Below are 26,486 nucleotides of genomic sequence, written 5' to 3' on the forward strand. Positions count from 1 at the left end.
CTACGGTCGCGACACCGACCCCGATCCCGCACACGGCCACGCCGAACCGACTTGCGTGCACATGACAGCAGCACAACAAGGACGATTCACGCACGAGTTGGCAGCGTGCGGAGCTGGGGACATCCGCCCCACACCCACAGACCCGCGCGCCGCCCATCTACGGAACGCAACTCGCTTACATTTCTTGGCTGTTTCTTGCGTTGCGGCGGCTTCGCCGTGGGCGTGCGGTGGCGGGGCGGCCGGGGCGGTGACGCTGCGGGAGTTCTGACGGCACCGCCCCGGCCGGGCCCGTACGGGATGCGGAACCGTACGGGAAGGGGTCAGGGCCGCAGTCGCGCGGTCGCCGTGGGCAGCACGACCTGGCCGGTGACGAACTCGCTCCACAGCCCGAACCCCAGCGTGTCGCCGGGCCGCGCCGTCGTCTCGACGAAGCCGACGGTGCGGCCGCGGTCCTCGCGGGTCGCGCCGAACGACAGCCGGAAGCGCGTGGTGCCCGCGCGCTCCCCCGGCGGCACCGGGCTGGGCGGCACGATCTCGTCGGCCGCCCACCGGTAGTCGCCGCGGTACGGATCCCGTACGCGCTCGAAGGTCTGCTCCAGGATCGCGCCGGTGCCGGGGATGACCACGAGCACCCCGGGCGTGCCGTCGACGCGCGTGTTGACGACGGCCACGCCGTGCTCCGAGCCGTCCGGCCAGTTGCCGAGGCCCTCGCCGACGAGGGAGCCGGGCGGGCAGGCGGCCACGCCGCCGGCCTCGACCACGGCGCGGGCGCAGGTCGGGAAGGACTCCGGGCGGAAGCTGACGGAGCGGTCGAAGAGGAAGACGAAGCGGCGGGCTCCGGCGGGCGTCGTCCCCTCGGCGGCGCGGCTGCGCCGGTCGAAGGCGACGGTCACGCTCCGCCCGGGGCCGCGGGTGGCGGTGACGTCCAGGGTGTCGATGTTGTCGGTGCCCGCCACATCCGGTTCGTACGGGCGCTGCGGCCCGCCGGGCGCGGGGTCGGGCGCGGCCGCGGGCGCGGCGGCCTCGGCGAGCGGCGCCAGCGCGGCGGCGCCGGCGAGGACGGCGGCCAGGGCCGTGGCGAGACGTCTCAAGGGGTCCCCCTCAGGGAGCTCGGTGGGTCGTTCGCGGCCTGCATCGAAGCACCGGGCCGCGAAAGCGGGTGTAAAACCCCTGCTCCGCCGTGAGGGGCGCCGGGCCGCGGGCAACGCCCGTACGCCGTACGGAGCTTGGCGGCGGCGGCCGCCGTCCGGGACCACCGCCGCGCGCCCGTCCCGCCGGCCGCCGCCCGGCCGTTGTCAGTGGCGCGTGCCAGACTGCACGGCGGGAGGCGCCCGTGCGGCGCCGGTTGTCGCGAGGGGGTGCGATGGGACTGGAGATCGAGGGGCGGGCGTCGGACTCGCCGTACGTGTCGTACGTCTGGCGCAGCCGCAGCGAGGGCATCGACCGGATGACGGCGGTCGCCTCGGCCTGCTGGGACCTGGTGTTCTGGGAGTCGCCCGCCGGGTTCCAGGCCGCGGTGGCCGGGCCCGAGTCGCGGACGAGCACGGCGCCGGTGCCCGAGGAGGCGGCGTTCTTCGGCATCACCTTCGCGCTGGGCACCTCGCTGACGCATCTGCCGGCGCACCTGCTGGTCGACGACGGGGTGGACATACCGGACGTGACGCGCAGGTCGTTCTGGCTGAAGGGCTCCCATTGGCCGGTGCCGGGACCCGACGACGCCGAGGCGTTCGCGGACCGGCTGGTGCGCGCCGGCGTGCTCGTCCGCGATCCGCTCGTGGGCGACCTGATGCGCGGCGGCACGCCGGACGTCTCCGCGCGCACCGCGCAGCGGCGCTTCCGGGCCGCGACCGGGTTCACCCACGGCGCCGCCCGGCAGATAGAGCGGGCCCGGCACGCCGCGGTGCTGCTCCGCGAGGGCGCGGCGGCCCAGGACGTCGTGCACCGCCTCGGCTACTACGACGAGCCCCATCTGGCCCACGCGCTCAGCCGGTTCATCGGCCGGACCGCGGGCCAGTTGCGGGACGACCCGCGGCCCGCGCAGCCGCTGTCGCTTCTCTACAAGACCTGACGCCCGGCGGCCGCTAACGTCACGACGGATTGCACGTCCGCCGACCCCCCGCCCTCTGGAGCCTGTCGTGAGAAAGATCGTCGCCAGCCTGTTCATCTCCCTCGACGGCGTCGTGGAGGCGCCCGACCAGTGGCACATGTCCTACTTCGACGACGAGATGGGCGAGGCGGTCGGCGGGCTGATGTCCGACACCATGCTCTACGGCCGCAAGACCTACGACGGCTTCGCGGAGGCGTGGCCGCAGCGGGAGGACACCGACGACGAGGACGCCGGCTTCGCGAAGATCCTCGGCGACGCCCGCAAGATCGTCGTCAGCCGCGGCGAGGTCGACCTGACCTGGCGCAACTCCGAGAAGCTCCAGGGCGACCTGATCACCGGCGTGACCGCGCTCAAGCAGGAGTCCGGCGGGAACGTCTCCATCGGCGGCTCGGTCTCCGTGATCCGCGAACTGCTCGCGCACGGCCTGCTGGACGAGTTGCACCTGCTGGTCCACCCGGTCGCGGTGCGCCAGGGCGAGCGGCTCTTCGACGAGGGCGACACCAGGATCCCGCTGAAGCTGCTCGACTCGAAGGCGTTCGGCTCCGGCGTGCTGCACCTGGTCTACGGCCCGGCGGACGGCCCGGCGGCCTAGGGGACCAGGGGCCTAGGGGCGTTGCGGCTCCTCGGGGTCGTCGGCGGCCGGGTCCTCGACCAGCGACTGCAGCGGCGGGCCCGCCATCGTGCAGTGCACCTGGCACGGCGGTTCCGGCGCCCCCGCCGGCTCCTTCGGCGAGCGGATCGTCAGCCAGGACAGCACGGCCCCGCCCGCGAGCAGCGCGGCGCAGACGAACAGGGCGACGCGGAAGCCGTCGCCGAACGCCCCGGGGTTGCGGTAGTCGTTGCCGGAGAGCCCGGCGGCCAGCGGCAGCGCGGCGACGGCGAGCAGGCCCGCGGCGCGGGCCACCGCGTTGTTGACGCCGGAGGCGATGCCGGAGTGCCGGTCCTCCACGGCGCCCAGGACGGTGGCGGTGAGCGGGGCGACCGTCGTCGCCAGGCCGAAGCCGAAGAGCACCACCCCGGGCAGCACGTCCTGTACGTAGGACACGTTGCCGCCGGGGCCGCCGATGCGCAGCATCAGCAGCAGCCCGCCGGCGCAGATCGCCGGGCCGACCGTCATCGGGATGCGCGGCCCGATGCGCTCCGACAGCTTTCCCGACCGCTCCGAGAGCGCCAGCATGATGAGCGTCACCGGCAGCAGCGCGGAGCCCGCGGCGATCGGCGAGTAGCCGGCGGCGATCTGCAGGTCCAGCACGAGGAAGAAGGTCACCCCGCCGAGGGCGGCGTAGACGACGAACGTGACCACGTTCGCCGCGGTGAACTGGCGGGAGCCGAAGATCCCGGTGGGCAGCATCGGGTGGCTGCTGCGCCGCTGGACGAACACGAACGCCGCCAGGCTCGCCACCCCCACGCCGCTGCTCGCGGCCAGCAGCAGCGCCGAGACGCCCTTCTCGGGCGCGGCGATCAGGGCGTACGTCACACCCGCCAGGCCGAGCGCGCCGAGCGCGGCGCCGGTCCAGTCGAAGCGTCCCGTGGCCGTCTCGTCGCGGCTCTCGGGTACGTGCCGGGCGGCGACGGCCACGACGACGACGGCCAGCGGCACGTTGATGGCGAAGACCCACCGCCAGCTCGCCGCCTCCACCAGCCAGCCGCCGAGCAGCGGGCCGAGGGCGCTCGCGATGCCGGCGAGGCCCGACCAGACGCCGATCGCGCGGGCCCGGTCCTCGGGGGCGAAGGACGCCTGGATGAGGGCGAGGGACCCGGGGGTCAGCAGCGCGCCGCCGATGCCCTGAAGCGTGCGGGCGCCGATGAGGATGCCGACGTTCGGCGCCAGCGCGCACAGCAGTGAGGACACCGCGAACCACACCGTGCCGAAGATGAAGATCCGGCGGCGGCCGTAGCGGTCGCCGAGGGCGCCGCCGAGGAGGATGAGCGCGGCGAGGGTGAGGGTGTAGCCGGTGACGGTCCACTGCAGCCCGCCGAGGGAGGCGCCGAGTTCGTCGCCGATGGTGGGCAGCGCGACGTTGACGACGGTGGCGTCGAGGAACGTGATGCCCGAGCCGATCACCACCGCGGTCAGCAGCCAGCGCCCGGCCGGCTGGGCGAGCCGTAGATCCGCGGGAGCGCCTGCGGCTGGGCGGGATTGCGTCATGCCCGCAGTCAACCGCACCGCCCGGCCGCGCGCACCGTACCGGACCGTGCCCGCCCCGCGGCGCGTCGGGTACCGTCCGGGTTGTGAGCGATGCCGGCACCGAGGGCAACCTCGAAGACAGGTCAGAGAACAGGTCAGGGGACGGGACCGGGGAGCGCCCGGCACACCGCCCCGGGAGCACGTCCGGTTTCGAGCGCGGCACCGACGGCCCCAAGGTGATCCTCGTCGGCGTCGACGGCTCCGACACCTCCTGGCGCGCCGCCGCCTACGCCGCGGGCCTGGCCCGGCGGCAGGGCTCGCTGCTCGCGGTGGTGTACGTGCAGCCGACGCTGGCCGCCGCGGCCGCGCTCGGCGCGCCGGTGGCGGACACGACGGCGGAGGTGGCCGAGGAACTGGTGGCGGAGATCCGGCGGGCGGTGGCGCAGTTGCGCGGCCTGTTCGACGTGCGCTGGGAGTTCCACACCCTGCACGGCGACGCGTACACCGGGCTGGTGCAGGCGGCGCAGGACCTCAAGGCGGACGCGGTGATCGTCGGCGCCTCGGAGCAGGCGGGGCACCGGCTCGTCGGCTCGGTGGCGGTACGCCTGGTCAAGGCGGGCCGCTGGCCGGTCACCGTGGTGCCGTAGCCCCCGGGTTCGGCCGGGTGCCGCCCGTGTCGCGAGCCCGGCGGGTCTGCGGCACGGTGGGTTCATGAGCGATCACACGTACCGCGTCACCGAGATCGTCGGCTCCTCCCCCGCCGGCGTCGACGACGCCGTCCGCAACGGCGTCGCGCGCGCCTCGCAGACGTTGCGCCACCTCGACTGGTTCGAGGTCACCCAGGTGCGCGGGCAACTGGAGAACGGCGTCGTGGCGCACTGGCAGGTGTGCCTGAAGGTGGGCTTCCGGCTGGAGGACGCCGGCGGCTCCTGAGCCCGGCCGCGTCACTTCAGCAGCCGGGACATCCTCCGGTCGGCCAGCGGCTTGCCGCCGGTCTGGCAGGTGGGGCAGTACTGCAGCGCCGAGTCGGCGAACGACACCTCGCGGATCGTGTCGCCGCAGACCGGGCACTTCTCCCCGGCCCGCCCGTGCACCCGCAGCCCGCTCTTCTTCTCCGCCTTCAGCCGCCCCGCGGCCACCCCGCGGGAGCGCTCGACGGCGCCGCGCAGGGTGTCGCCGATCGCCGCGTAGAGCACGGCGGTCTCCTCGTCGGTGAGGTTCGCGGCGAGCTTGTACGGGGAGAGCTTCGCGACGTGCAGGATCTCGTCGGAGTACGCGTTGCCGATGCCGGCGATCGTCGACTGGTCGCGCAGCACGCCCTTGATCTGCCGCCGCTCACCCGCCAGCAGCCCGGCGAACGCCTCCGCCGTGAACGCCGCGGCCAGCGGGTCGGGCCCCAGCCGGGCGACGCCGGGCACGTCCTGCGGCTCCCGTACGCAGTAGACCGCCAGGCGCTTCTGCGTGCCCGCCTCGGTCAGGTCGAAGCCCGCGCCCTCCGGCTCGGCCAGCCGCACCCGCAGCGCCAGCGGGCCCTTGCCGGGACGCGGCGGCGCGGCCGGCAGCTTGTCCTTCCACTGCAGCCAGCCGGCCCGGGCCAGATGGATCACCAGGTGCAGTTCGTCGGCGACCGTGAGGTCCAGGAACTTGCCGTGCCGCCCGACGGCCGTGACCTCGGCGCCCTCCAGCGCGGTGAGCGGCGGGTCGTACGTCTTGAGCACGCTGATCGCGACCGGCTGCACCCGGGCGACGTACCGCCCCACCAGGTGCTCGGTCAGGAATCCGCTGAGCGCTTCGACTTCGGGAAGCTCGGGCATGCCTCCCAGTCTGCGGCATCCTGGAGTGATGTACGAGGAGAGTCCCGCGCTGCTCGGCGGCGCGGTCGTCTGGCGCCGCCGGGACGTCCGCCCGGGACCGTACCGGGTGCTCCCGGACGGCGGCACCGACCTGATCCTCACGCCTCGCGGGCTGCTCGTCGCGGGCCCCGACACCCGGGCGCACGTCGGCACGGGGGCCGCGGGCGACACGTACACCGGGCTGCGCTTCGCCCCGGGGCAGGGCCCGGCGGTGCTGGGCGCGCCCGCGCACGAACTGCGGAACCTGCGGGTGCCGCTGGCGGATCTGTGGGGCGAGCGGCGGGCCCGGATCGCGGCGGAGCGGGTCGCCGGGGCGGCGGACCCGGGCGCGGCGCTGGAGGCGCTGGCGCGGGCGCGCCTGGCGGACGCGGAGCCGCCGGAGCCGTACGTGCCGGCGGTCGTCGCGGCGCTGGCGGCGGGCCGGCCGGTGGCCGAGGTCGCGGGGGCGGTGGGGCTCGGCGAGCGGCAGTTGCACCGGCGCAGCCTGGCGGCGTTCGGGTACGGGCCGAAGACGCTGGCCCGGGTGCTGCGGATGAACCGCGCGCTGGCGCTGGCCAGGGCGGGCACGCCGCCGGCCGGGGCGGCGGCGCTGGCGGGGTACGCGGACCAGGCGCACCTGGCGCGCGAGATGCGGGCGCTGGCCGGGGTGCCGCTGACGGCGCTGCTCTGAGCGGCAGCCCGGCCCCGCTCGCCGCGGGCCCGGCGGTCAGCCGAGCGGGGCGAAGAGGTCGACGCTGTTGCCGTCCGGGTCGTGCACCTGCGCGTAGCGCTGGCCCCACTCGGCGTCCCAGGGCGCCATGGCGCCCTTGTACCCCGCCTCGGTGAGCATCGCGTACGTCGCGTCCACGTCGGCGGGTCCGTCGCAGCGGAAGGCGAGGCCGATGCGCCCCTCCCCGGTCGGCGGCTCGAAGTCGGGCGCGAAGGACTTGATCGCCTCCTCCCCGTCCCACATCAGGCGCAGCCCGCCGGGCAGCGCCGCCTCGACGTGCGGCTGCCCGTCGGCGTCGGCGGGGATGTCCAGGCCGAGCAGGCGGTAGAAGGCGAGGGTGGCGGCCATGTCGGCGGTCACCATTCCGATGGCGTCGAATCGTGCGGTCATGACCCCGACCCTAGGAACGGGCCGGCGGGCGCGTCTTGAACGAATCGGACGTCCTCACCCGCGCGGCGCAGTCCGGCCGGCGGGCGCTGCCCGCGACGATCACGCCGTATCCGGTCTCCTCCCTTGACTCCGGGCCCACTCTGCAAGTTAATGTCAACATGAAGTCGGGCGAGTCCATGACCATCGGCGAGCTGGCCGGGCGCTTCGGCCTCGCCGCCCACGTGCTGCGGCACTGGGAGGCCATGGGCCTGCTCACCCCGGCGGAGCGCGTGAACGGCCGCCGGCGCTACACCTCCGACCACGTCTCCCGGGTCGCCATGATCATCGGCGGCAAGCGCGGGGGGCTCAGCCTGGAGCAACTGCGCGAGCTGTTCGCCGCGCAGGGCCCCGCCGACCGGCACGCGCTGCTGGCACGGCACCGGGAGGAGCTCCAGGAGCGGATGCGGGAGATCGAGCGGTCGAAGGCGATGATCGACCACGCGCTGGAGTGCGAGGCGCACGACTTCACCCGCTGCCCCACTTTCCAGGCCCTCGTGCGCCGGCTCGCGGCCGGCGAGAGCCTGGCTCACCTCCCGGTCGGCACCGGCCCGTCCGCCGGTCGCGATCCGCAGGAACCGCACGTCCGGGGCGGTCCGAACGGAACGGTTATCCGATAGCGTGCCCGTCCCGGCACCACCACCGCACACCGCGCCACCACCGCACCACCAACGCACACCCGCATCACCGCTGCCCGAGGTGTCCCCACCGCGCACCGGGGGCAGCACCCTGAGGTCGCCCGCAATTCGCCCAAGAGGGAGCGAGAAGCATGGGAGCCCAAGCCGTCACCGCGGGGGTCCTGAGGGAGCGCGCGCCGGACGAGCGCCGCGTCGCCCTCACCCCCGAAGTCGTCACCCGTGTGCGCCGGTCGGGTGTCGACGTCCTCGTCGAGACCGGCGCGGGCACGAGCGCCTGGTTCACCGACGCCGACTACACGGCCGCGGAGGCCGAGGTCGTCGGCGCGGACGAGCTGATCCGCCGGGCTGACGTCGTGCTCTGCGTCGGACCCCCCGACCGCGAGACCGCCGCCGCCCTGCGCTCCGGGCAGACGCTCATCGGGATGCTCGACCCGCTCCGCCAGGCCACCCTGATCGGCGAGCTGGCCGCCCGGGGGGTGACCGTCGTCAGCCTCGACCTGCTGCCCCGTACGCTCAGCCGGGCCCAGACGATGGACGCGCTGACCTCCCAGGCCAATGTCGCGGGATACAAGGCGGTGCTGCTCGCCGCCGACAGCTACGACCGGTACTTTCCGATGCTGACCACGGCGGCGGGCACCTCGAAGCCCGCCGCCGTTCTCGTGCTCGGCGCGGGCGTCGCCGGGCTGCAGGCCATCGCCACCGCCCGCCGGCTCGGCTCGATCGTCACCGCGTACGACGTCCGGCCCGCGGCACAGGGCGAGATCGAGTCGCTGGGCGCGAAGTTCCTGGAGCTGGAGGGCGTGGCCTCGGCGGCGGGCGAGGGCGGCTACGCGCGCGTGCTCACCGACGAGGAGCAGCGGGCGCAGCTCGCCGCGCTGACGGCGGCGGTGCCCCGCTTCGACGTGGTGATCACCACCGCCCGGGTGCCGGGCCGCAAGCCGCCGCTGATGGTCACGGCCGAGGCGCTGGAGCAGATGCGCCCGGGGTCGGTGGTGGTGGACATGGCCGCCAGCGAACTCGGCGGCAACGTGGAGCTGTCCGAGCCGGACAAGACCGCGGTCCTCGCCGGCGGCGTGACGCTGATCGGCGCGGGCAACCTGCCCTCGGTGATGGCGACCGCCGCCTCCACCGCGTACGCCCGCAACATCAGCGCGCTGCTGGCGCACCTGGTGGCCGACGAGGCGGTGCGCATCGACCTCGACGACGACATCCAGGCCGGCGTGGTCGTCGCACACGGCGGCGAGGTCGTCAGCGACGCGGTCGCCCCGCGGAACGGAGGGAACCGGTGAACCTCGATCTGCTCACCGCAGTCACGATCTTCGTGCTCAGCGTGCTGGTCGGCTTCGAAGTGATCAGCAAGGTGCCGGCGACGCTGCACACGCCGCTGATGTCCGGCGCCAACTCGATCCACGGAATCGTGCTGATCGGCGCGATGCTGGTGACGTCCCTGGCCCACGAGCCGCTGGAGTACGCGCTGGCGTTCGTGGCCGTCGCGTTCGGCGCGATGAACGTCGTCGGCGGGTACGTCGTCACGGACCGGATGCTCCACATGTTCCGCGCCCGGCCGACGGCCGGCGGCGCCAAGGGAGGTGCGGCGAAATGAGCGATCTGGAGACCGCCGTACGGTACGTGCTGCTGGCCGCCGCCGCGTGCTTCGTGCTCGGCCTGCGGCTGATGAACTCCCCCGCCACCGCCCGCCGCGGCAACACCCTCTCGGCCGGTGCCATGGCCGTGGCGATCGTGGCGACCGCGGTGCTGCTGGCGGAGCGCGGCGACATCACCGCGACCGGCTGGCTGGTACTGCTCTCCGCGACCATCGTCGGCTCCGGCGCCGGGCTGTATCTGGCCCGTACCGTCGAGATGACCGCGATGCCGCAGTTGGTGAGCCTGTTCAACGCGGTCGGCGGCGGCGCCGCCGCGCTGCTGGCCATCGTCGAGGTGCTCCAGCACGCGCACCCGGAGGACCTCGGCGCGCGCACCACCGTGCCGGGCGGCATCGACATCCTCATCGGCGCCATCACCTTCTCCGGCTCGCTGATCGCCGCCGGGAAGCTGCAGGGCGTGATCCCGGGCAAGCCGATCGTCCTGCCGGGCAGCCAGGCGCTGAACGCCGGGCTCGCCCTGGTCTTCGCCGGGGCCGGCGTCTGGCTGGTGGTGGACCCGGGCAGCGTCGCGGCGCTGACGCTGCTGACGCTCGCCGGGCTGGCGTTCGGCGTCACGATGGTGCTGCCGATCGGCGGCGCGGACATGCCCGTGGTGATCTCGCTGCTCAACGCCTTCACCGGCACGGCGGTCGGCATGGCCGGTTTCGTGCTCAACGAGCCGGCGCTGATCATCGCCGGCGCGCTCGTCGGCGCCTCGGGCACGATCCTCACCAAGCTGATGGCGGATGCCATGAACCGTTCGATTCCGGCCATCATCGTCGGCGGCTTCGGCACCGGCGACGAGGCGGCGGCCGTGGGCACGGACGGGGACGTGCAGGTGCGCCCGGTCTCGGTCGACGACGTGGCGATCCAGCTCGCGTACGCCGGCAAGGTCGTCATCGTGCCGGGGTACGGGCTGGCGGCCGCGCAGGCGCAGCACGAGCTGGGCGACCTGGCGGACCTGCTGGAGGAGCACGGCGTGGAGGTCACGTACGCGATCCACCCGGTGGCCGGCCGGATGCCGGGGCACATGAACGTGCTGCTGGCCGAAGCCAACGTGCCGTATCCGCAGCTCAAGGAGATGGAGGAGGCGAACCCGGAGTTCCCGCAGGCGGACGTGGCGCTGGTGATCGGCGCCAACGACGTCACCAACCCGGCCGCGCGGCGGCCGGGCAACGCGATCTCCGGCATGCCGATCCTGGATGTGGACCGGGCCAAGAGCGTGGTGGTGATCAAGCGGTCGATGGGCCACGGGTACGCGGGCATCGACAACGAGCTGTACACCGCGGAGAACACCGGGATGTTCTTCACCGACGCCAAGAAGGGGCTCGCCGATCTGAAGGCGGCGGTCCGCACGTTCGTCGGCTAGCGCACGCGGGAGTACGGGCGCGGAGGGCCCGGGCGGATCAGTCGATGCCGCGCAGGATGTGCAGCTCGGCGGTGTCGGCCGGGTCGTCCTCGTATCCGGCGAGCCGGATGGGGGCCGAGCGCGCCCACACGTCCAGGCTGCTCAGGGACTCCTCGGCCACCCGCGGACGCGGGTGCGGCCGGGGGGCGGGCTGGGGATGCCGTTCCGGTGCGGCTTCGGTGGTCAACGTGCACTCCTCCGGGTCATGTGAACTGGTCAGCCCGCCCTGGCCGGGCGGCGGGTGTCGGCGGCGGACACCCCGGGCTGTTCGGGTGGGCAGTTCGGACGCGGTGGCGCCGGCTGGGCTCGCGGACCGGTCCGAGGTGTCGGGCCCTTCCCCGTGGGCGGGGCTGTCCGTTCCCCCAGGGTAACGACTCGGGGCCGGGGACGCCCGGCGTTATCCGGTCCGGCGGATCGATTCTAGAATCAGGCCACAGTCATACATAAGGGTTGTGTCACCCCGGGAAGGGACGCCATGGGCACCAGCCGCATAGCCCGCCTTCTGCCTACGCCCGCGGCCCTGCCGGCCCTGCTCCTGGTGCTCCCGCTGCTGCTCGCGGGCGGGTGCACCAAGGAGGAGACGCAGAAGCCCGGAAAGCCCCGGAAGGAGCGGCACAGCGGCTCGCCGTTCACCGGACTGGCGGGAGGCGGCGGACCCGTACTGGGCGTGAAGGTCGACAACGCCGCGCCCGCGCGCCCGCAGACGGGCCTGGAGCGCGCGGACATCGTCTACGTCGAACGGGTGGAGGCCGGCCTCAGCCGGCTGCTCGCCGTCTACGCCTCGCATCCGCCGGAGCGGGTCGGCCCGGTGCGCAGCGCCCGCGAGTCCGACCTCGCACTCCTGGAGCAGTTCGGCAGGCCCGCGCTCGCCTTCTCCGGGGCGCAGTCCAAGCTGCTCCCGCTGATCGACGAGGCGCCCCTGTTCCCTGTGCCCACGGGCACCGCGGGCGACGCGTACCTGCGCGACCCCGCGAAGCCCGTACCGCACAACCTCTTCGTCCGGCCGGAGCGGGCGCTGGCCGCGGCGCCCGAGGCGGACCGGGCACGGGACATCGGCTTCCGCTTCGGCCCGGCACCGAAGGGCGGCGAGGCCACCGCCGAGCGCACCGTGCGCTACCCCGCCGCGAGCTTCGGCTTCACCTGGGACGGGGCCGGGAAGCGCTGGCTGATCTCCTTCGACGGCACCCCGGCCGCCACCGCGGCGGGCGGGCGGCTGTCGGCGGCGACGGTCGTCGTCCAGCATGTGAAGATCCGCGACTCGGATTTCGGCGACCGTTCGGGCAACGTCTCCCCCTTCACCGAGACCGTCGGCACCGGCAAGGCGGAGGTGCTGCGCGGCGGCAGGTCGTACGAGGCGCGGTGGGAGCGCGGATCGGCGGGCGGCGGCACGGAGTTCACCGGCGCGGACGGCGAGCGGCTGCGCTTCGCGCGGGGTCCGGTCTGGGTCGTCTTCACAGAGTGACGCAAACCACACCCTTATTGGCGCGAACCGGTTCTGACAGCCGCTACCATTTTTTGGGTACGAAACCGTTTCGTTCCGCTGACTGGGGAGGGGGCCCGATGGTCGTGCAGGACACCAGCGCCACCGGGCGCCGGAGCCGGCTGAGCGCCGAGCGCGAGCAGGAGCTCTTCGAGGCCGTGCTCGACCATCTGCGCGAAGTCGGCTACGAGGCCCTCACCATGGACGCGGTCGCGGCTCGTACGCGGTCCAGCAAGGCCACCCTCTACCGCCAGTGGCACTCCAAGCCGCACCTGGTCGCCACGGCGCTCCGGCACGGCAAGCCGGTGAGGTCGGCCGGGATCGACACCGGCACGCTGCGCGGAGACCTCGTGCAGTTCGCCGACGGTGTGTGCCAGAGCGCGGAGAAGGACTCGGCCCTCCTGCGCGCGGTCGCCTTCGCTCAGCAGTCCAACGAGGAACTGCAGCAGGCCATGCGGCAGCTCTTGATCGAACCGGAGCTGGCCGCCTTCCAGGAGCTGATCGATCGCGCCGTCGCGCGCGGCGAGCTGACCGCGGACATCCCCGCCGCGAAGTTCGTCCCGCACATGATGCTGGGGGCCATGCTGGCCCGCCCCCTCATCGAGAACGCGCCGGTCTCCAGCGACTATCTTGTCCGTTATGTCGACGCAGTGATTCTCCCCGCCCTGCATATGAACTGACCTGTCGTTCGCCAACCACAACAGAACACGGCTCCACCTGGCGTACGCCGCTCTCGTCGTCGGGCTGGTTCAACACAACCCACCGTCGAGATCAGGAGAAACCTGCTCGTGGCCACCTACCTATACAAACTCGGCCGGCTAGCCTTCCGGCGGCGCGGTATCACGGCGCTGATATGGCTGCTGCTCTTCGTCCTCGCCGGGTTCGGGGCGTCGTCGGCGGGCACCCCGCCCGAGGACGAATTCGCGCTGCCCGGCACCGAGGCACAGCAGGCGTTCGACCTTCTTGAGGAGCGCTTCCCCGGGCAGTCCGCCGACGGCGCGACAGCCCGTATCGTCTTCGAGGCACCCGACGGCCAGAAGATCACCGCCACCGACAACCGCGAGGCTGTCGACAGCGTGCTCGACGGCATCGCCGGCGACCAGGTGGAGTCCGTCGGCGACCCCTTCGCGGACAACGCGGGCGTCAGCAAGGACGGCTCCACGGCGTACGCGGTCGTCGACTACAAGGTCACGTCCATGGAGATCGAGGACGAGACCCGCGAAGCCCTCACCGACCTGGGGGAGAAGGAGCGCGACGACGGGCTGACCATCGAGGCCGGCGGTGACGCGGTGATGGCCGAGCCCGACATGGGCCACGGTGAGATCATCGGTGTCGGCATCGCGCTGGTCGTGCTCGTGATCACCTTCGGCTCGCTGGTCGCGGCGGGGCTGCCGATCATCACCGCGCTCATCGGCGTCGGCATCGGCATCTCGTCGATCACGGCACTGGCGACCGTGCTCGACCTCTCCGCCACGACCTCCACGCTGGCGATGATGATCGGCCTCGCGGTCGGCATCGACTACGCCCTGTTCATCGCCTCCCGCTACCGGGCGGAGCTGACAGACGGCCATTCCCGCGAGGAGGCGGCGGGCCGCGCCGTGGGCACGGCCGGTTCCGCGGTGGTCTTTGCCGGCCTCACCGTGATCATCGCGCTGGCCGGCCTGGCGGTCGTCAACATCCCGATCCTGACGAAGATGGGCCTGGCCGCGGCCGGCACGGTCGCGCTCGCGGTGCTCATCGCGCTCACGCTGGTCCCGGCCGCGCTCGGCATCGTAGGCAAGCGGATCTACGGCAAGAAGGTGCGCAAGGCCAACCCGGAGACCGGCGCCCCGAAGGCGTCCGACCACGACGCCAAGCCGAACATGGGCACCCGCTGGGCCCGCGGGGTGCTCAAGCGCCCGGTCCTGGTGCTGGTCACCGCCATCATCGGGCTCGGCGCGCTGGCCGCGCCGGTGGCGAGCATGGAGCTGGGCCTGCCCGACGAGGGCAGCCAGCCGACGGACACGACGCAGCGCAAGGCGTACGACATGCTGTCCGAGGCGTTCGGCCCGGGCTTCAACGGCCCGGTCACCGGCGTCATCGACGCCACCGAGGCGGAGAACCCGCAGGCCGCGGCCGACGAGGTCGTCGCGCGGATCTCCGACGTGGACGGCGTCGTCTCCGTCACCCCCGCGGCGTTCAACGAGGCCGGGGACACCGCGACCGTCATGGTTACCCCGTCCACCGGCCCGAGCGACACCGACACCAAGGACCTGGTCCACGAGATCCGCGACCTGACGTCGGGGCTCCAGGACGACACCGGTGCCGAGCTGTACCTCACCGGCAACACGGCCGTGATCATCGACTTCTCGCAGGTGCTCGACGACGCGCTGGTGCCGTATCTGGCACTGGTCGTCGGCCTGGCCTTCGTCCTGCTGATGCTGGTGTTCCGCTCGGTGCTGGTGCCGCTGAAGGCCGCGCTCGGCTTCCTGTTCTCCGTGCTGGCCGCGCTCGGCGCCGTCGTCGCGGTCTTCCAGTGGGGCTGGCTGGCCGGGCTGCTGGGGGTCGAGGAGACCGGTCCGATCATGTCGATGATGCCGATCTTCCTGATCGGCGTGGTCTTCGGCCTGGCCATGGACTACGAGGTCTTCCTCGTCAGCCGGATGCGCGAGGCGTACGTCCACGGGGAGTCGGCCGGCGACGCCGTGGTCACCGGCTTCCGCTACGGCGCCCGGGTGGTCACCGCTGCCGCCGTGATCATGATCAGCGTCTTCGCCGGCTTCATCGGCGCGGGCGACTCCATGATCAAGATGATGGGCTTCGGCTTGTCGGTGGCGGTCCTCTTCGACGCCTTCCTGGTCCGCATGACCATCGTCCCCGCGGTGCTCGCGCTGCTCGGCAAGTCCGCCTGGTGGCTGCCGAAGTGGCTGGACCGGATCCTGCCGAACGTCGACGTGGAGGGCGAGAAGCTGTACCGGCAGCTCGCCGCGGACGCCGTGCCGCCGCCGACGGCCGGCGAGGAGCGGGAGCCCGAGCCCACCGGCGTGCGCTGAGGCACGACCCGCGGTGCCCCCGGGCACCGCGGGACCGCACCGACCCGACCGGGGCCCGGTGGCGTTCGCGCCACCGGGCCCCGGTGCGTTGCCGCTCGGTGTCGCTGGACGCCGCCGCCCGTTGTCGCCCGTTGCGTCGAACCTTGACGTTCATCCGATGAATCTCTACGTTCCCTCCCCAGCAACCGCTTGAATCTGACACAACTCCCATAGACATCGGATGGATCAAGGTTCTTGAGGGAGAACGGGATGAACGGGTTTGCACGACGGCACGTGCTGGCGATCGGCGCGGGAACCGCGGCGGGCTCCGCGCTGGGCCTCGCACCCACCGCCGCGGGGGCCGCACCACAGGGCCCGGCCGGGGCCGCGGACGAGAGCGCGACCGCCGACGACTGGGGCCGGGTCCCCGACCCCGTACCGGTGCCGCTGACCGCCCACTTCGACAACGACGGCGTCGACACCGCCGACGCCCGCGGCGGCAACTTCGACGGCAGCGGCTACACCTATCCGGGCGAGGAGCTGCCCGCGGGGCCGGTCGAAGTCGACGGCTTCCCCTTCGACTTCCCCGGCGCGGGCGCCGGCGCCCCCAACAACATCGTCGCCATGGGCCAGCGCGTCGAACTGCCCCCGGGCCACTACCTGAGCGTGCTGTTCCTCGCCTCCTCCTCGTACGGCACCGCCTCCGGCGAGGCCACCGTGCACTACGCCGACGGCAGCACCGCCACCGCGGGGCTGTCCGCCCCCGACTGGTACTCCGGCGGCGGCTCGCTCCGGGCCCCGTACCGCTACACCCCCAGCGGCACCAAGGACCCGCACCAGGTGTCCATCGCCGTCGTCGAACTCGGCCTGGACCCGGTGCGCGAGGCGGTCGCGCTCACCCTGCCGGTCATCAACCGGGCCGAGCCCGACAAGCCGGCGCTGCACATCTTCGCGCTCTCCCTGCAGCCCGTCGCCGAGGGGCGCGCCGTCGCGCTGCGCAACGTCCGCTCCACCACCACCTCGCTGGAGCGCTCGGGCGCGCAGTCCGTCGAGGCGACGCTGATCAACGCCGGTGCGGTGTGGATCGCCGCCCGCGACGGCCTGTCGGTCACCGTCGACACCGAGGGCGCCCGCACCGTCGCGCCGGTCTCGGTACCGCGGCTCGGCCCGGGCGAGCAGGCGCGGGTCACGGTCGGCATCCGCAACCGCGCGGGCGTGGCGCCGGGCACCGTGCAGGAGGGCCGCGTCGTCGCCACCGGACGGGGCGGCACGGCCGCGGAGGTCAAGCGCCGGCTGACGCTCGGGGTGCCCGACTTCGAGCCGACCGACGCGTCGCTGAGCAGCCATCAGGCGCCGTACTGGTTCAACGACGCCAAGTTCGGCATCTTCATCCACTGGGGCGTGTACTCGGTGCCCGCCTGGGCGCCGGTCGGCAAGCAGTACGCGGAGTGGTACTGGCAGCAGATGAACCAGCCGGACAACCCGACGCACGCGCACCACCGGGAGGTGTACGGCGAGGACTTCGCGTACGACGACTTCATCCCGATGTTCCGCGCCGAGCGCTTCAACCCGCGCTCCTGGGTCGAGCTGTTCCGCGACGCGGGCGCGCAGTACCACGTGCTCACCTCCAAGCACCACGAGGGCTTCGCGCTCTGGGACACCAAGCTCTCCACCCGCAACTCGGTCGCGATGGGCCCGCGCCGCGACCTGATCAAGGAGCTGTTCGACGCGTCCCGCAGGTACACCCCCGAACTGCACCGCGGGCTGTACTTCTCGATGCCGGAGTGGTTCAACCCGGACAACCCCTGGTACGGCCACGCCCCGCGCAATCCGTACACGCTGGAGCCCGTGCCCTACACCGGCTACACCTCGGGCCAGGACTACACCCGCGGCTACCAGGCCGGGCAGATGCTGGAGCTGATCCGCGAGTACGACACCGAGATCATGTGGTGCGACATCGGCGGCGCCAACGACAGCCACCGGGTGCTCGCCGAGTACTTCAACCACGCCAGGAACCGCCCGCGGCCGATCGAGGTGACGGTCAACAACCGTTCCGGCATCGGCCCGCACGACTTCACCACGCCCGAGTACGAGGTGTACGAGAACACCGTCGTCGCCAAGTGGGAGGCCAGCCGCGGGCTCGACCCGCGGTCCTACGGCTACAACGCCGAGACGCCCGACGATGCGTACATGACGACCGAGGAGGTCGTGCACAGCCTCGTCGACATCGTCAGCAAGAACGGCAACTTCCTCCTCGACATCGGCCCGCGCGCCGACGGCACCATCCCCGAGATCATGGAGCGGCGGCTGCGCGAGACCGGGGAGTGGCTGCGCGTCAACGGCGAGGCGATCTACGGCACCACCTACTGGTCGCGCATGGCGCAGTTGGGCGAGGACCTGCGGTTCACCATGAAGCGCGACGCCTTCTACATTCACTCGCTCGCCGCACCCTCGTCCCGGCTCGTCGTCGAGGCCCCGGTGCCCGTCAGGGCCGGCGACGAGATCACCATGCTCGGCTACGGCGGCCGCCCGCTGAACTGGGACGTCGACGGCGGCGCGCTGGTCGTCGAGGTCCCGGCGGCGGCCCGCAGGGCGGGGAAGCACGCCTGGGTTTTCAAGGTGAGCACCCGCCCCTCTTCCTGAAAGGCACCTCATCCGTCATCGTGCTGCACTGTCATCGAACGGCCTCGACGGAGAGGACGCACCATGGCAGGGCTCTGGAGCACGGACGGCGTACTGCGCCGCAAGCCCATCGAGCACATCGAGACCGCCGAGGGTGAGAGCGGCGAACAGCTCACCCGGGTCCTCGGGCTGTGGCAGCTCACGGCGATCGGCGTCGGCGGCATCATCGGCGCGGGCATCTTCGCGCTCGCCGGCGCGGTCGCCAACGGCACGGCGGGTCCCGCCGTGCTCGTCTCCTTCCTGATCGCGGGGGTGGCGAGCGCGGCGGCGGCCCTGTCGTACGCGGAGTTCGCGGGCCTGATCCCCAAGGCGGGCTCGGCGTACACGTACGGCTACGCGGTCCTCGGCGAACTCGCCGGGTGGTTCATCGGCTGGGATCTGCTGCTGGAGTACACCGCGATCGTCGCGGTGGTGGCCATCGGCATCTCCGGCTACTTCTCCTTCCTCATGGAGAACATGGGCGCCGACCTGCCGGCGTGGATGCTCGGCGCCCCCGGCACCGGCGAGGGGCACAAGGTCGACCTGTTCGCGGTCGTACTGTGCCTGCTGGTCGCGTACCTGCTGACCCTCGGGATCAAGAACGCGGCGCGCTTCGAGACCGTCGTGGTGGTGCTGAAGGTCGTCGTCGTGCTCGTCGTCATCCTGGTGGGCGTCTTCCACATCGACACCGCCAACTACAACCCCTTCTTCCCGTACGGCGTCGGCGGCGCGTTCACCGGCGCGGCGACCGTGTTCTTCGCGGTCTTCGGCTACGACGCGATGTCGACGGCGGCCGAGGAGTCGAAGGAGTCGCAGCGGCACATGCCGAAGGCGATCCTCTACTCGCTGGCGATCTCGATGCTGCTGTACGTGGCCGCGACGCTGGTGCTGACGGGGATGCAGAACTACAAGGGCATCGACCCGGAGAGCGGCTTCTCCACGGCGTTCGAGTCGGTGGGTCTCGGCTGGCTCGCGAACCTGATCGCGGTGGGGGCCATCATCGGCATCCTCACGGTGATGTTCACCTTCATGCTGGGCGTCACGCGCGTGTGGTTCTCGATGAGCCGCGACGGGCTGCTGCCCAAGTGGTTCGCCAAGACGCACCGGACGCGGCACGTGCCGACGCGGGTGACGTGGATCGTGGGCGTCGGCTCTGCGCTGATCGCGGGCTTCCTGAAGATCGGGGAGGCCGCGGAGCTGACGAACATCGGGATCCTGCTGGCGTTCGTCGTGGTGTGCGTCGCGGTGATCGTGCTGCGCTACCGGCAGCCGGAGCTGCCGCGCACGTTCCGCTGCCCGGGGATGCCGGTGGTGCCGCTGATAGGGGTCGGCTTCTCGATCTGGCTGGTGACGTTCCTGAAGTGGGAGACGTGGCTGCGGTTCGGCGTGTGGTTCGCGGTCGGGATGGTCGTGTACTTCGCCTACTCGTACCGCCGCAGCGAGCTGGCCCGCGCCGAGCAGGCGGCGGAAGGACCCGACCTGCACAAGCGCGACGAGCCGCGCGGCTGACGCCGGGCGGGCCCCGTACCGGGCGCGGACGCCGTGCCGGTACGGGGCCGGGCCGGAGCCGGGGCCGGGCGCCCCCGGGCGCTGAGACGGGACTGTGACCGCGTACGGACCGGGGCTCAACCCTGCGGTGGTTTCCTGAGGATGGGCGATGAGTTTCCGGCGTCCGCCGGGTCTCACCTTCCAGACGGAACCACACCGCCACCGGCGGCCCGGCAGGGCCGCCGCCTCCCGACCGAGAGGTGCCCGATGTGCTCCCACCGGCCCGAATGCCCCGCCGCCGACCGCACTGACCGCGACGCCGCGCAGACCGTGGCCTTCCACCCCGAGCAGGGCTGGAGCCTGCTGTGCAACGGCACGATCGTCTTCGACGACACGGGTGAACTGCTGCCGACCGGCGCCGTCGTCGCGCCGCGCCGCGAGGTGCGCCCCGGGCTGCTGACGACCGCGGCCTGAGGCCCGCCGGCGTGCGACCCTCTTGATTCTTCCGCCGGGCCCGGCCCTTCAGGACCGCCCGCCCGGCGAGCCGCCGGCCGCGGTCGGCAGGCTGCTCAGCGACACCGCGCCCGGCGGAGGCAGCGGCTGCCCCGCCGCCTCCGCGCGGAACGACTGGAGCAGGTAGGCCACCAGCCGCCGCGACGCCGCCCGGTCGCCCGGCAGCGCGCCGACCAGACCGCAGTGCGCCAGCAGGGCCACGGCGAGGTCGGAGGGGTGGAGTCGGCCCGCAGCGCGCCCGCCGCCTGCGCCCGGCGGACCAGCACCGCGAAGTCACGCTCCGCCCGTTCCCGTGCGGCCGCCTCCGCGCGGGTGCCGTCCGGGAAGGCCGCGAGGAACGCGGCCGGGAAACCCCGCTCCTCCCGCTGCAGTTCGCAGACCGTCTCGACCAGCCGCCGGAAGCCCCGCCACGGATCGGGGTCGGCCAGCGCGTCGGTGAGCGCCTGGCCGCAGGTGGCCATCTGCTCCGCGTACGCGGCCCGCACCAGCGCGTCCCGGGCCGGGAACCGCCGGTAGAGCGTGGCCACCCCGACCCCCGCGCGCCGGGCCACGGCCGCCATGGGGGCGTCGATGCCCTGCTCGGCGAAGACCGCGCGGGCGGCGGCCAGGATGCGCTGCCGGTTGCGCCGGGCGTCGGCGCGCAGCCCCTCCTGGCCCGCGATCCGAGAGGATTCCGCCGCCAATGTCTCTCACCTCCGGCTCAAGTGGACGATCTCGTCCACTTGCCAGCCTACGCTCGGCCCCGGATCCCCGGTTCGCCGCGAAGGTGAGGAACGATGGCAGAGCACACGATGAGAGCCGTACTGTTCGACCGCTTCGGCGGACCCGAGGTGCTGTACGTGGGCCGCGTGCCGCGCCCGGAGCCGGGCCCGGGCGAGGTTCTCGTGCGGGTGCGCGCGTTCAGCGTGAACGGCGGTGACCTGGCGGTACGAGCCGGCCGCGCCCGCGCCCTCAGCGGGCGGAGGTTCCCGCAGCGCGTGGGGCAGGACTTCAGCGGCGAGGTCGCCGCGCTCGGCGCCGGCGCCGCCGGGTTCGCGGTGGGCGACCGGGTGTGGGGCTTCGTGGGCCGCACGGCCAGGGCGCGCAGCGCCGCCGAGTACGTGGCGGTACGGGCCGGGCGCCTCGGCCGGGCGCCGGACGGTCCCGCCGCACCGGACCTGGTGGCCGCCGCCGCGCTGGCGGTGACGGGCACCACCGCGGTCACCGCGCTGCGCGACAAGGCGGCGCTGCGCCCCGGCGAGCGGCTGCTGGTCCGGGGCGCGGCCGGCGGCGTCGGCAGCGCCGCCGTCCAGCTCGGCCGGGCGTACGGCGCCGACGTCACGGCCCTGGCCCGGGCCGCCAACCTGGACTTCGTCCGTACGCTCGGCGCCCACCACGCCCTGGACCACCGGCGGACGTCACCCGCCGGGCTGGGCCGGTTCGACGTCGTCCTCGACACGGCGGGCACCGATCTGCGGACGTTCCGGCGGCTGCTGAAGCCGGGCGGCCGGATGGTCGGCATCGCCCTGGACCCGGCGCGGCCGGTCGCCTCGCTGGGCGCCATCGCGGCCGGCGCGGTCCACGGCCGCGCGCGGGTGCGCTTCTTCAGCGGCAACCCCACGGCCGCGCACTTCGACGACCTCGCCCGCACGGTCGCGGAGGGGCACCTGGTGCCCGCGGTGGACACGGTCTTCCCGCTGGCCGAGACGGCGGCGGCACACCGGGCGCTGGAGGCGGGCGGGGTACGGGGCAAGTACGTCGTCCGGATCGACTGAGCGCGGCGGGTACGCGCGGCAGGTGACGGGCGCCGGGCCTACTCGCCGCGGACGGCGACCAGCACGCACCTGTCGCCGCACTGCCAGACCGTGCCGACCGCAGCGAAGCCGGCCTTCTGCAGCAGGTCCACGTGGCGCGCCAGGCTCAGCCCGTTGTCCCCCGCGGGGGCCGCGCCGCGGCGGCGCCGCTCGGCGAAGAGCCGGGTCAGCTCCGGCGCCTCGGCCGCCGCGTCCCACCACGACGACCACTCCTCGCCGCCCGGCATCCGCCGCCGCTCGGCCAGCCGGCTGCCGACCTCCCCCGCCAGTTCGGCGACGGTCGCGTCCTCCTGGGGCAGCCGGCCCGCGTTGACGAGCAGCCCGCCGGGGCGGAGCAGGGTGTGCAGCCTGCCGTAGACCTCCAGGAGCACGCGCTCGGGAAGGCGGTGCAGCATGGTCGCGGAGACGGCGGCGTCCAGGGGGCGGTCGAGCTCCAGCTCGTCCTGCCAGCCGATGCCGCCGACGACCGTGTCGACGAAGCGGACCCGCGTGCCGTGCATCCGGCGGCCGAGGCCGAGGAGCACGGGGTCGGCGTCGGCGGCGACGACGTCGAGCGCGGGCATCCGGCGCTTGAGCCGGGCGGCCAGCGAGCCCGTACCGCAGCCGAGGTCGAGGACGGCGGGGCGGTCGTGGCCCCCGGTGACCAGCTCCACCAGGTCACCGACGACGGTGAAGCGCTCCTCGCGGCCCGCCTCACGCTGCTCCCGCTGCAGTTCCCAGCGCACCGCCCAGCCCTTGGCCGCCGCCGCGCTCAGGTCCTCGCCCATTCCGTGAGGATACCCGGCTACGAGATCTTGAACTCGCGGCGACGCCGCGGGCGGGGTGGTGCACCAGGCACGAAGGGACCTCGTGGGCAGCGCTGCCGTGGGGTTTCCCGCCCTGCCCGTACGCCCCGGAAGGCCGCCGACTTCCGGTCCGCGCACGACCGTTGACCACGTGTGGGTAAGGGCCTACTTTGACAGAGCACCGTCAGTAAGCGCTTTCTACGCCACCACGAAACGGGCCCGCCCTCCGACGCGCCCGGGTTCCGGCACGACTGGGAGCACTATGAGACGCCTGGCAAGACCACCCCTGTCACCCATCGCCGTCCTGGCCGCGCTGCTGGCGCTGCTCCTGGGCACGGCCTCGGCGACGGCCGCCCCGCAGGACGAGGAGGCCGACTTCCGGGTCCTGGTCTTCTCCAAGGTCACGAACTTCTACCACGACTCCATCCCGGCGGGCATCGAGGCCGTCGAGAAGCTCGGCGACGAGTACGGGTTCGAGGTCGACTCGACCGACGACGCAGCCGCGTTCACCGAGGAGAACCTCGCGAACTACGAGGCGGTCGTCTTCAACAACACCAACTCCACGCCGGAGAGCGGCGACCTGCTCGACGCGGACCAGCGGGCCGCGCTGCAGTCGTACATCCAGGCGGGCGGCGGCTGGCTCGGCCTGCACGCCGCCTCGGCCAGCGAGCGCGACTGGGACTGGTACGAGGGCCTGGTCGGCGCGATCTTCGACAAGCACCCCGTGCCGCAGACCGGCCGGATCAAGGTGCTGGACGGCACCCACCCCTCCACCAAGGGCCTGCCGCAGCTCTGGGAGCGCCACGAGGAGTGGTACAACTGGCGCGCCAACCCGACCGGCAAGGTGCACACCCTCGCGCAGATCAAGGTGCGCGACGGCATCACCGGGCTGGACGAAGGCGTCGACCACGCGTTCTCGTGGTGCCAGAAGTACGACGGCGGCCGGTCGTGGTTCACCGCCGGCGGCCACGACGCGTCGTCCTTCGACGAGCCGCTGTTCCTCAAGCACCTGCTCGGCGGCATCCGGTGGGCGGCGGGTGACGCGCCCGGCGACTGCTCGGCCACCCAGACCGGCAACTTCCAGCGCACCCCGCTGGTCACCGACGACCTCGCCGACCCGTTCGAGCTGGCCGTCGCCCCCGACCGGCGGGTGTTCTACGCCCAGCGCACCGGTGAGCTGAAGGTCGTCGACCAGGAGACGCTGAACGTCACCACCGCCCTGGACTTCGACTACACCCCCGAGATGACCAGCCAGTCCGACGGCCTCCTCGGGCTCACCCTGGATCCGGACTTCGCACGCAACAACTGGCTCTATCTCCTGCACTCCGACAAGGAGAAGAACCTCATCAACCTGTCCCGCTTCACCATGAAGGGGAACACCGCGGACCCGGCGTCGCAGAAGGTGCTGCTGACGGTACCGACATGGCGCGGCGAGGGCCGGGCCAACGTGCACATGGCCGGCTCGCTGACGTTCGACACCAAGGGCAACCTGTACGTCGCCACCGGCGACAACACCGACCCGTTCGAGTCCAGCGGCTTCGCGCCGATCGACGAGCGCGAGGGCCGGCGCGCCTGGGACGCCCAGGGCACCGCGGGCAACACCAACGACCTGCGCGGCAAGGTGCTGCGCGTGAAGCCCACGAACGGCGGCAGCTACACCATCCCGAAGGGCAACCTCTTCAAGCAGGGCGAGTCGAAGACCCGTCCCGAGATCTACGCGATGGGCCTCCGCAACCCGTTCCGCATCACCACCGACCCGATCTCCGGCGCCCTGCTGGTCGCGGACTACGGTCCGGACGCGCGCAGCGCCGACCCGAACCGCGGTCCCGAGGGGACGGTGGAGTACAACCGGCTCACCAAGGCGAGCAACCAGGGCTGGCCGTACTGCATCGGCAACAACACGCCGTTCAACGACTACGACTTCGCGGCCGGCAAGGCCGGGGAGAAGTTCGACTGCTCGGCGCCCGTGAACGACTCGCCGAACAACACCGGCAAGACGAACCTGCCCCCCGCGCAGCCCGCCACGGTCTGGTACGCGTACTCGGCCTCCCAGGAGTTCCCCGAGCTGGGCACCGGCGGCGGCGGCCCGATGAGCGGCCCCGTCTACGACTACGACCCGGGGAACGACAGCCCGTACAAGTTCCCCGAGTACTTCGAGGGGAAGTGGATCACCTACGAGCTGACCCGCAAGTGGTTCAAGACCTTCTCGTTCCAGGAGAAGGACCAGCAGTTCGAGGACCCGAGGTTCGCGCCCGCCAAGAAGGGCGACCTGCAGTCGATCAACGGGATCTTCGGCGACATGAGCTGGGTGCAGCCCTTCGAGGCGGACTTCGGCCCCGACGGCTCGCTGTACGTCATCGACTTCGGCGAGGGCAGCGGCACCGGCCGCGGCGGCAGCAACGAGAACGCGGGCATCTACCGCATCGACTACGTGGCCGAGGGCCGGCCGCCGGTGGCGAAGCTGTCGGCGTCGGCGGACTCCGGGCCCGCGCCGCTGACGGTGGAGTTCTCCTCCGAGGGCTCGCACTCGCCGGGCGACGACCCGATCACGTACGCCTGGGACTTCGACGGGGACGGCACGACCGACTCCACGGACCCCAACCCGACGCACACCTACACCGAGAAGGGCCGGTTCAACGCCCGGCTGACGGTGGAGGGGCCGCCGGAGCGTACGGCGATGGCGGTGCACGAGGTCACCGTCGGCAACACCCGTCCCGAGGTGAAGGTCACGGTGCCGAGCAACGGCACCGCGTTCGACTTCGGCGACACGGTTCCGTACAAGGTGGAGGTCAGCGACGCGGAGGACGGTGACATCGACTGCTCGCGCGTGGTGGTGCAGACCCAGCTCGGGCACGACGACCACCTGCACCCGCTGGACAACCTGACCGGCTGCGAGGGCGAGTTCAAGACCGACCCGGGCGACAGCCACGGGCCCGGGCAGAACCTCTACTACGGCATCAGCGCGCAGTACGAGGACGACGGCGCCGAGGGCGTGCCCAGCCTGGTCGGCTCCGACTCGCTGAGCCTGCGGCAGAAGTTCCGCGAGGCCGAGCACCACAACGGCACCGGCGGGGCGAACGGCGGCGTCGAGACGCTGGCCCGGGAGGACTCCTCCGGCGGCAAGCGGCTCGGCGAGGTCGAGCACGGCGACTGGATCGTGCTGGACCCGGGGACACCGAGCGGGATCGACTCGGTGACGGTCGGTGCCTCCTCGGGCGGACTCGGCGGCGACGTCGAGTTCCGCGCGAACGCGCCGGACGGCGAACTGCTGGGCAAGGCGACGATCCCGAACACCGGGGACTTCGCGAAGGTGGTCTCGCCCACGGTGCCGCTGACCGACCCGGGCGGGGTGGAGAAGGTCTACGTGGTCTTCACCAACCCGGCGTGGACGCCGTCGAGCCCCGACCTGCTGGCGCTGGACTGGCTGCACTTCAACGGCCGCGGCGCGGAGAAGGAGTCGGCGGCGAAGGTGACGGTCACGGCCTCGCCGGAGAGCGCGACGGCGCCGGCGGAGTTCTCCTTCGAGGGCGCGGTGACGCTGCCGGAGGGGCGTACGGCCAAGTCGTACCACTGGACCTTCGGTGACAACGCGACGGGCGACGGCGCGGCGGCGGCGACGCACACGTACACCAGGAAGGGGACGTACACCGCCCACCTGACGGTCACGGACGACACCGGTGACCTGACGACGGGTGCGGTGCAGGTGACGGTGAACTGACCGCCGTCCCACGCGGATAGCGCACCGCGCGGCGGCCGACCGGGGATGCCCCGGTCGGCCGCCGTTCGCGTACCGCGGTTCGCCTGCCGCGGTTCGCCTGCCGCGGGCGCTGCGGGAGGGGCGGG

General features: G+C 72.8%; 23 protein-coding genes and 1 pseudogene. 17 read left to right on the forward strand and 7 right to left on the reverse strand.

Annotation, left to right across the window (positions count from 1 at the left end; genetic code table 11):
- Positions 1-320 precede the first annotated feature (320 nt).
- A complete protein-coding gene (locus ACFYVJ_RS04810; RefSeq protein ID WP_388886632.1) occupies positions 321-1,091 on the reverse strand; it encodes a hypothetical protein in 771 nt (256 codons plus the stop codon).
- 272 nt (positions 1,092-1,363) lie between these two features.
- On the opposite strand from ACFYVJ_RS04810, the gene ACFYVJ_RS04815 reads away from it, so the two are divergent.
- Both ACFYVJ_RS04815 and ACFYVJ_RS04820 read left to right on the forward strand, forming a co-directional pair.
- On the forward strand, positions 1,364-2,068 hold the full coding sequence (locus ACFYVJ_RS04815; protein ID WP_388886634.1) for a helix-turn-helix domain-containing protein: 705 nt from the start codon (positions 1,364-1,366) through the stop codon (positions 2,066-2,068).
- A 67-nt stretch (positions 2,069-2,135) separates the two neighbouring features.
- Positions 2,136-2,699, forward strand: a complete 564-nt coding sequence (locus ACFYVJ_RS04820; RefSeq protein ID WP_388886636.1) for a dihydrofolate reductase family protein — start codon at positions 2,136-2,138, stop codon at positions 2,697-2,699.
- Between the two features lie 12 nt (positions 2,700-2,711).
- Here the strand turns inward: ACFYVJ_RS04820 and ACFYVJ_RS04825 are convergent, their stop codons facing one another.
- Positions 2,712-4,256: an MFS transporter gene (locus tag ACFYVJ_RS04825; protein ID WP_388886638.1), complete on the reverse strand. Its 1,545-nt coding sequence runs from the start codon at positions 4,254-4,256 to the stop codon at positions 2,712-2,714.
- Positions 4,257-4,471: 215 nt separating this feature from the next.
- Here ACFYVJ_RS04825 and ACFYVJ_RS04830 point away from each other — a divergent pair, with 215 nt between their 5' ends.
- Both ACFYVJ_RS04830 and ACFYVJ_RS04835 read left to right on the forward strand, forming a co-directional pair.
- Positions 4,472-4,882: a universal stress protein gene (locus ACFYVJ_RS04830; RefSeq protein ID WP_388886817.1), complete on the forward strand. Its 411-nt coding sequence runs from the start codon at positions 4,472-4,474 to the stop codon at positions 4,880-4,882.
- A 64-nt stretch (positions 4,883-4,946) separates the two neighbouring features.
- A complete protein-coding gene (locus ACFYVJ_RS04835) occupies positions 4,947-5,168 on the forward strand; it encodes a dodecin (RefSeq protein WP_388886640.1) in 222 nt (73 codons plus the stop codon).
- A gap of 11 nt (positions 5,169-5,179) precedes the next feature.
- Here the strand turns inward: ACFYVJ_RS04835 and ACFYVJ_RS04840 are convergent, their stop codons facing one another.
- Positions 5,180-6,049 carry an Fpg/Nei family DNA glycosylase gene (locus tag ACFYVJ_RS04840; protein ID WP_388886641.1) on the reverse strand — a complete coding sequence of 290 codons (870 nt, stop codon included), beginning with the start codon at positions 6,047-6,049 and terminating at the stop codon, positions 5,180-5,182.
- Between the two features lie 28 nt (positions 6,050-6,077).
- On the opposite strand from ACFYVJ_RS04840, the gene ACFYVJ_RS04845 reads away from it, so the two are divergent.
- On the forward strand, positions 6,078-6,758 hold the full coding sequence (locus ACFYVJ_RS04845) for a helix-turn-helix domain-containing protein (protein ID WP_388886643.1): 681 nt from the start codon (positions 6,078-6,080) through the stop codon (positions 6,756-6,758).
- A gap of 36 nt (positions 6,759-6,794) precedes the next feature.
- On the opposite strand, the gene ACFYVJ_RS04850 is transcribed toward ACFYVJ_RS04845, so the two are convergent.
- On the reverse strand, positions 6,795-7,187 hold the full coding sequence (locus ACFYVJ_RS04850) for a VOC family protein (RefSeq protein WP_388886645.1): 393 nt from the start codon (positions 7,185-7,187) through the stop codon (positions 6,795-6,797).
- A gap of 35 nt (positions 7,188-7,222) precedes the next feature.
- Here ACFYVJ_RS04850 and ACFYVJ_RS04855 point away from each other — a divergent pair, with 35 nt between their 5' ends.
- The 4 genes from ACFYVJ_RS04855 (at position 7,223) to ACFYVJ_RS04870 (ending at position 10,873) form a co-directional block, all read left to right on the forward strand.
- Entirely contained in the window at positions 7,223-7,843 is a 621-nt protein-coding gene (locus tag ACFYVJ_RS04855) for a MerR family transcriptional regulator (protein ID WP_388886647.1), read from the forward strand.
- Positions 7,844-7,992: 149 nt separating this feature from the next.
- Positions 7,993-9,150 carry an NAD(P) transhydrogenase subunit alpha gene (locus tag ACFYVJ_RS04860; protein WP_388886648.1) on the forward strand — a complete coding sequence of 386 codons (1,158 nt, stop codon included), beginning with the start codon at positions 7,993-7,995 and terminating at the stop codon, positions 9,148-9,150.
- Entirely contained in the window at positions 9,147-9,464 is a 318-nt protein-coding gene (locus tag ACFYVJ_RS04865; RefSeq protein WP_388886650.1) for an NAD(P) transhydrogenase subunit alpha, read from the forward strand. Before ACFYVJ_RS04860 ends, ACFYVJ_RS04865 begins: the two co-directional genes overlap by 4 nt.
- Positions 9,461-10,873 carry an NAD(P)(+) transhydrogenase (Re/Si-specific) subunit beta gene (locus tag ACFYVJ_RS04870; protein WP_388886652.1) on the forward strand — a complete coding sequence of 471 codons (1,413 nt, stop codon included), beginning with the start codon at positions 9,461-9,463 and terminating at the stop codon, positions 10,871-10,873. The genes ACFYVJ_RS04865 and ACFYVJ_RS04870 overlap by 4 nt, the downstream gene beginning before the upstream one ends.
- 37 nt (positions 10,874-10,910) lie before the next feature.
- Here the strand turns inward: ACFYVJ_RS04870 and ACFYVJ_RS04875 are convergent, their stop codons facing one another.
- A complete protein-coding gene (locus ACFYVJ_RS04875; RefSeq protein ID WP_388886654.1) occupies positions 10,911-11,099 on the reverse strand; it encodes a hypothetical protein in 189 nt (62 codons plus the stop codon).
- A gap of 288 nt (positions 11,100-11,387) precedes the next feature.
- Between ACFYVJ_RS04875 and ACFYVJ_RS04880 the strand changes: the two genes are divergently transcribed.
- From ACFYVJ_RS04880 to ACFYVJ_RS04905, 6 genes are all read left to right on the forward strand, one after another.
- Entirely contained in the window at positions 11,388-12,374 is a 987-nt protein-coding gene (locus tag ACFYVJ_RS04880; RefSeq protein WP_388886655.1) for a DUF3048 domain-containing protein, read from the forward strand.
- A gap of 98 nt (positions 12,375-12,472) precedes the next feature.
- A complete protein-coding gene (locus ACFYVJ_RS04885) occupies positions 12,473-13,072 on the forward strand; it encodes a TetR/AcrR family transcriptional regulator C-terminal ligand-binding domain-containing protein (RefSeq protein WP_388886656.1) in 600 nt (199 codons plus the stop codon).
- A gap of 108 nt (positions 13,073-13,180) precedes the next feature.
- Positions 13,181-15,424: an MMPL family transporter gene (locus ACFYVJ_RS04890; protein ID WP_388886657.1), complete on the forward strand. Its 2,244-nt coding sequence runs from the start codon at positions 13,181-13,183 to the stop codon at positions 15,422-15,424.
- 249 nt (positions 15,425-15,673) lie between these two features.
- Positions 15,674-18,046 carry an alpha-L-fucosidase gene (locus ACFYVJ_RS04895; RefSeq protein WP_388886658.1) on the forward strand — a complete coding sequence of 791 codons (2,373 nt, stop codon included), beginning with the start codon at positions 15,674-15,676 and terminating at the stop codon, positions 18,044-18,046.
- A 63-nt stretch (positions 18,047-18,109) separates the two neighbouring features.
- The gene (locus ACFYVJ_RS04900) at positions 18,110-19,573 is read left to right on the forward strand and encodes an amino acid permease (protein ID WP_388886660.1); all 1,464 of its coding nucleotides are present in this window, start codon (positions 18,110-18,112) and stop codon (positions 19,571-19,573) included.
- A gap of 246 nt (positions 19,574-19,819) precedes the next feature.
- Positions 19,820-20,026 carry a DUF5999 family protein gene (locus tag ACFYVJ_RS04905; RefSeq protein WP_388886662.1) on the forward strand — a complete coding sequence of 69 codons (207 nt, stop codon included), beginning with the start codon at positions 19,820-19,822 and terminating at the stop codon, positions 20,024-20,026.
- A gap of 48 nt (positions 20,027-20,074) precedes the next feature.
- Here ACFYVJ_RS04905 and ACFYVJ_RS04910 read toward each other — a convergent pair.
- A pseudogene (locus ACFYVJ_RS04910) lies at positions 20,075-20,709 on the reverse strand (TetR/AcrR family transcriptional regulator).
- A 132-nt stretch (positions 20,710-20,841) separates the two neighbouring features.
- Here ACFYVJ_RS04910 and ACFYVJ_RS04915 point away from each other — a divergent pair.
- The gene (locus tag ACFYVJ_RS04915; RefSeq protein WP_388886664.1) at positions 20,842-21,819 is read left to right on the forward strand and encodes an NAD(P)-dependent alcohol dehydrogenase; all 978 of its coding nucleotides are present in this window, start codon (positions 20,842-20,844) and stop codon (positions 21,817-21,819) included.
- Positions 21,820-21,857: 38 nt separating this feature from the next.
- On the opposite strand, the gene ACFYVJ_RS04920 is transcribed toward ACFYVJ_RS04915, so the two are convergent.
- Positions 21,858-22,625 (reverse strand): class I SAM-dependent methyltransferase, encoded by a 768-nt coding sequence (locus tag ACFYVJ_RS04920; RefSeq protein WP_388886665.1) that lies wholly within the window; start codon positions 22,623-22,625, stop codon positions 21,858-21,860.
- 280 nt (positions 22,626-22,905) lie between these two features.
- Between ACFYVJ_RS04920 and ACFYVJ_RS04925 the strand changes: the two genes are divergently transcribed.
- Complete coding sequence (locus ACFYVJ_RS04925; RefSeq protein ID WP_388886667.1) at positions 22,906-26,361, forward strand: ThuA domain-containing protein; 3,456 nt, start codon at positions 22,906-22,908, stop codon at positions 26,359-26,361.
- Positions 26,362-26,486 lie beyond the last annotated feature (125 nt).

Origin of the sequence: Streptomyces sp. NPDC004134, assembly GCF_042874195.1 — a bacterium.
Taxonomy (GTDB): Bacteria; Actinomycetota; Actinomycetes; order Streptomycetales; family Streptomycetaceae; genus Streptomyces.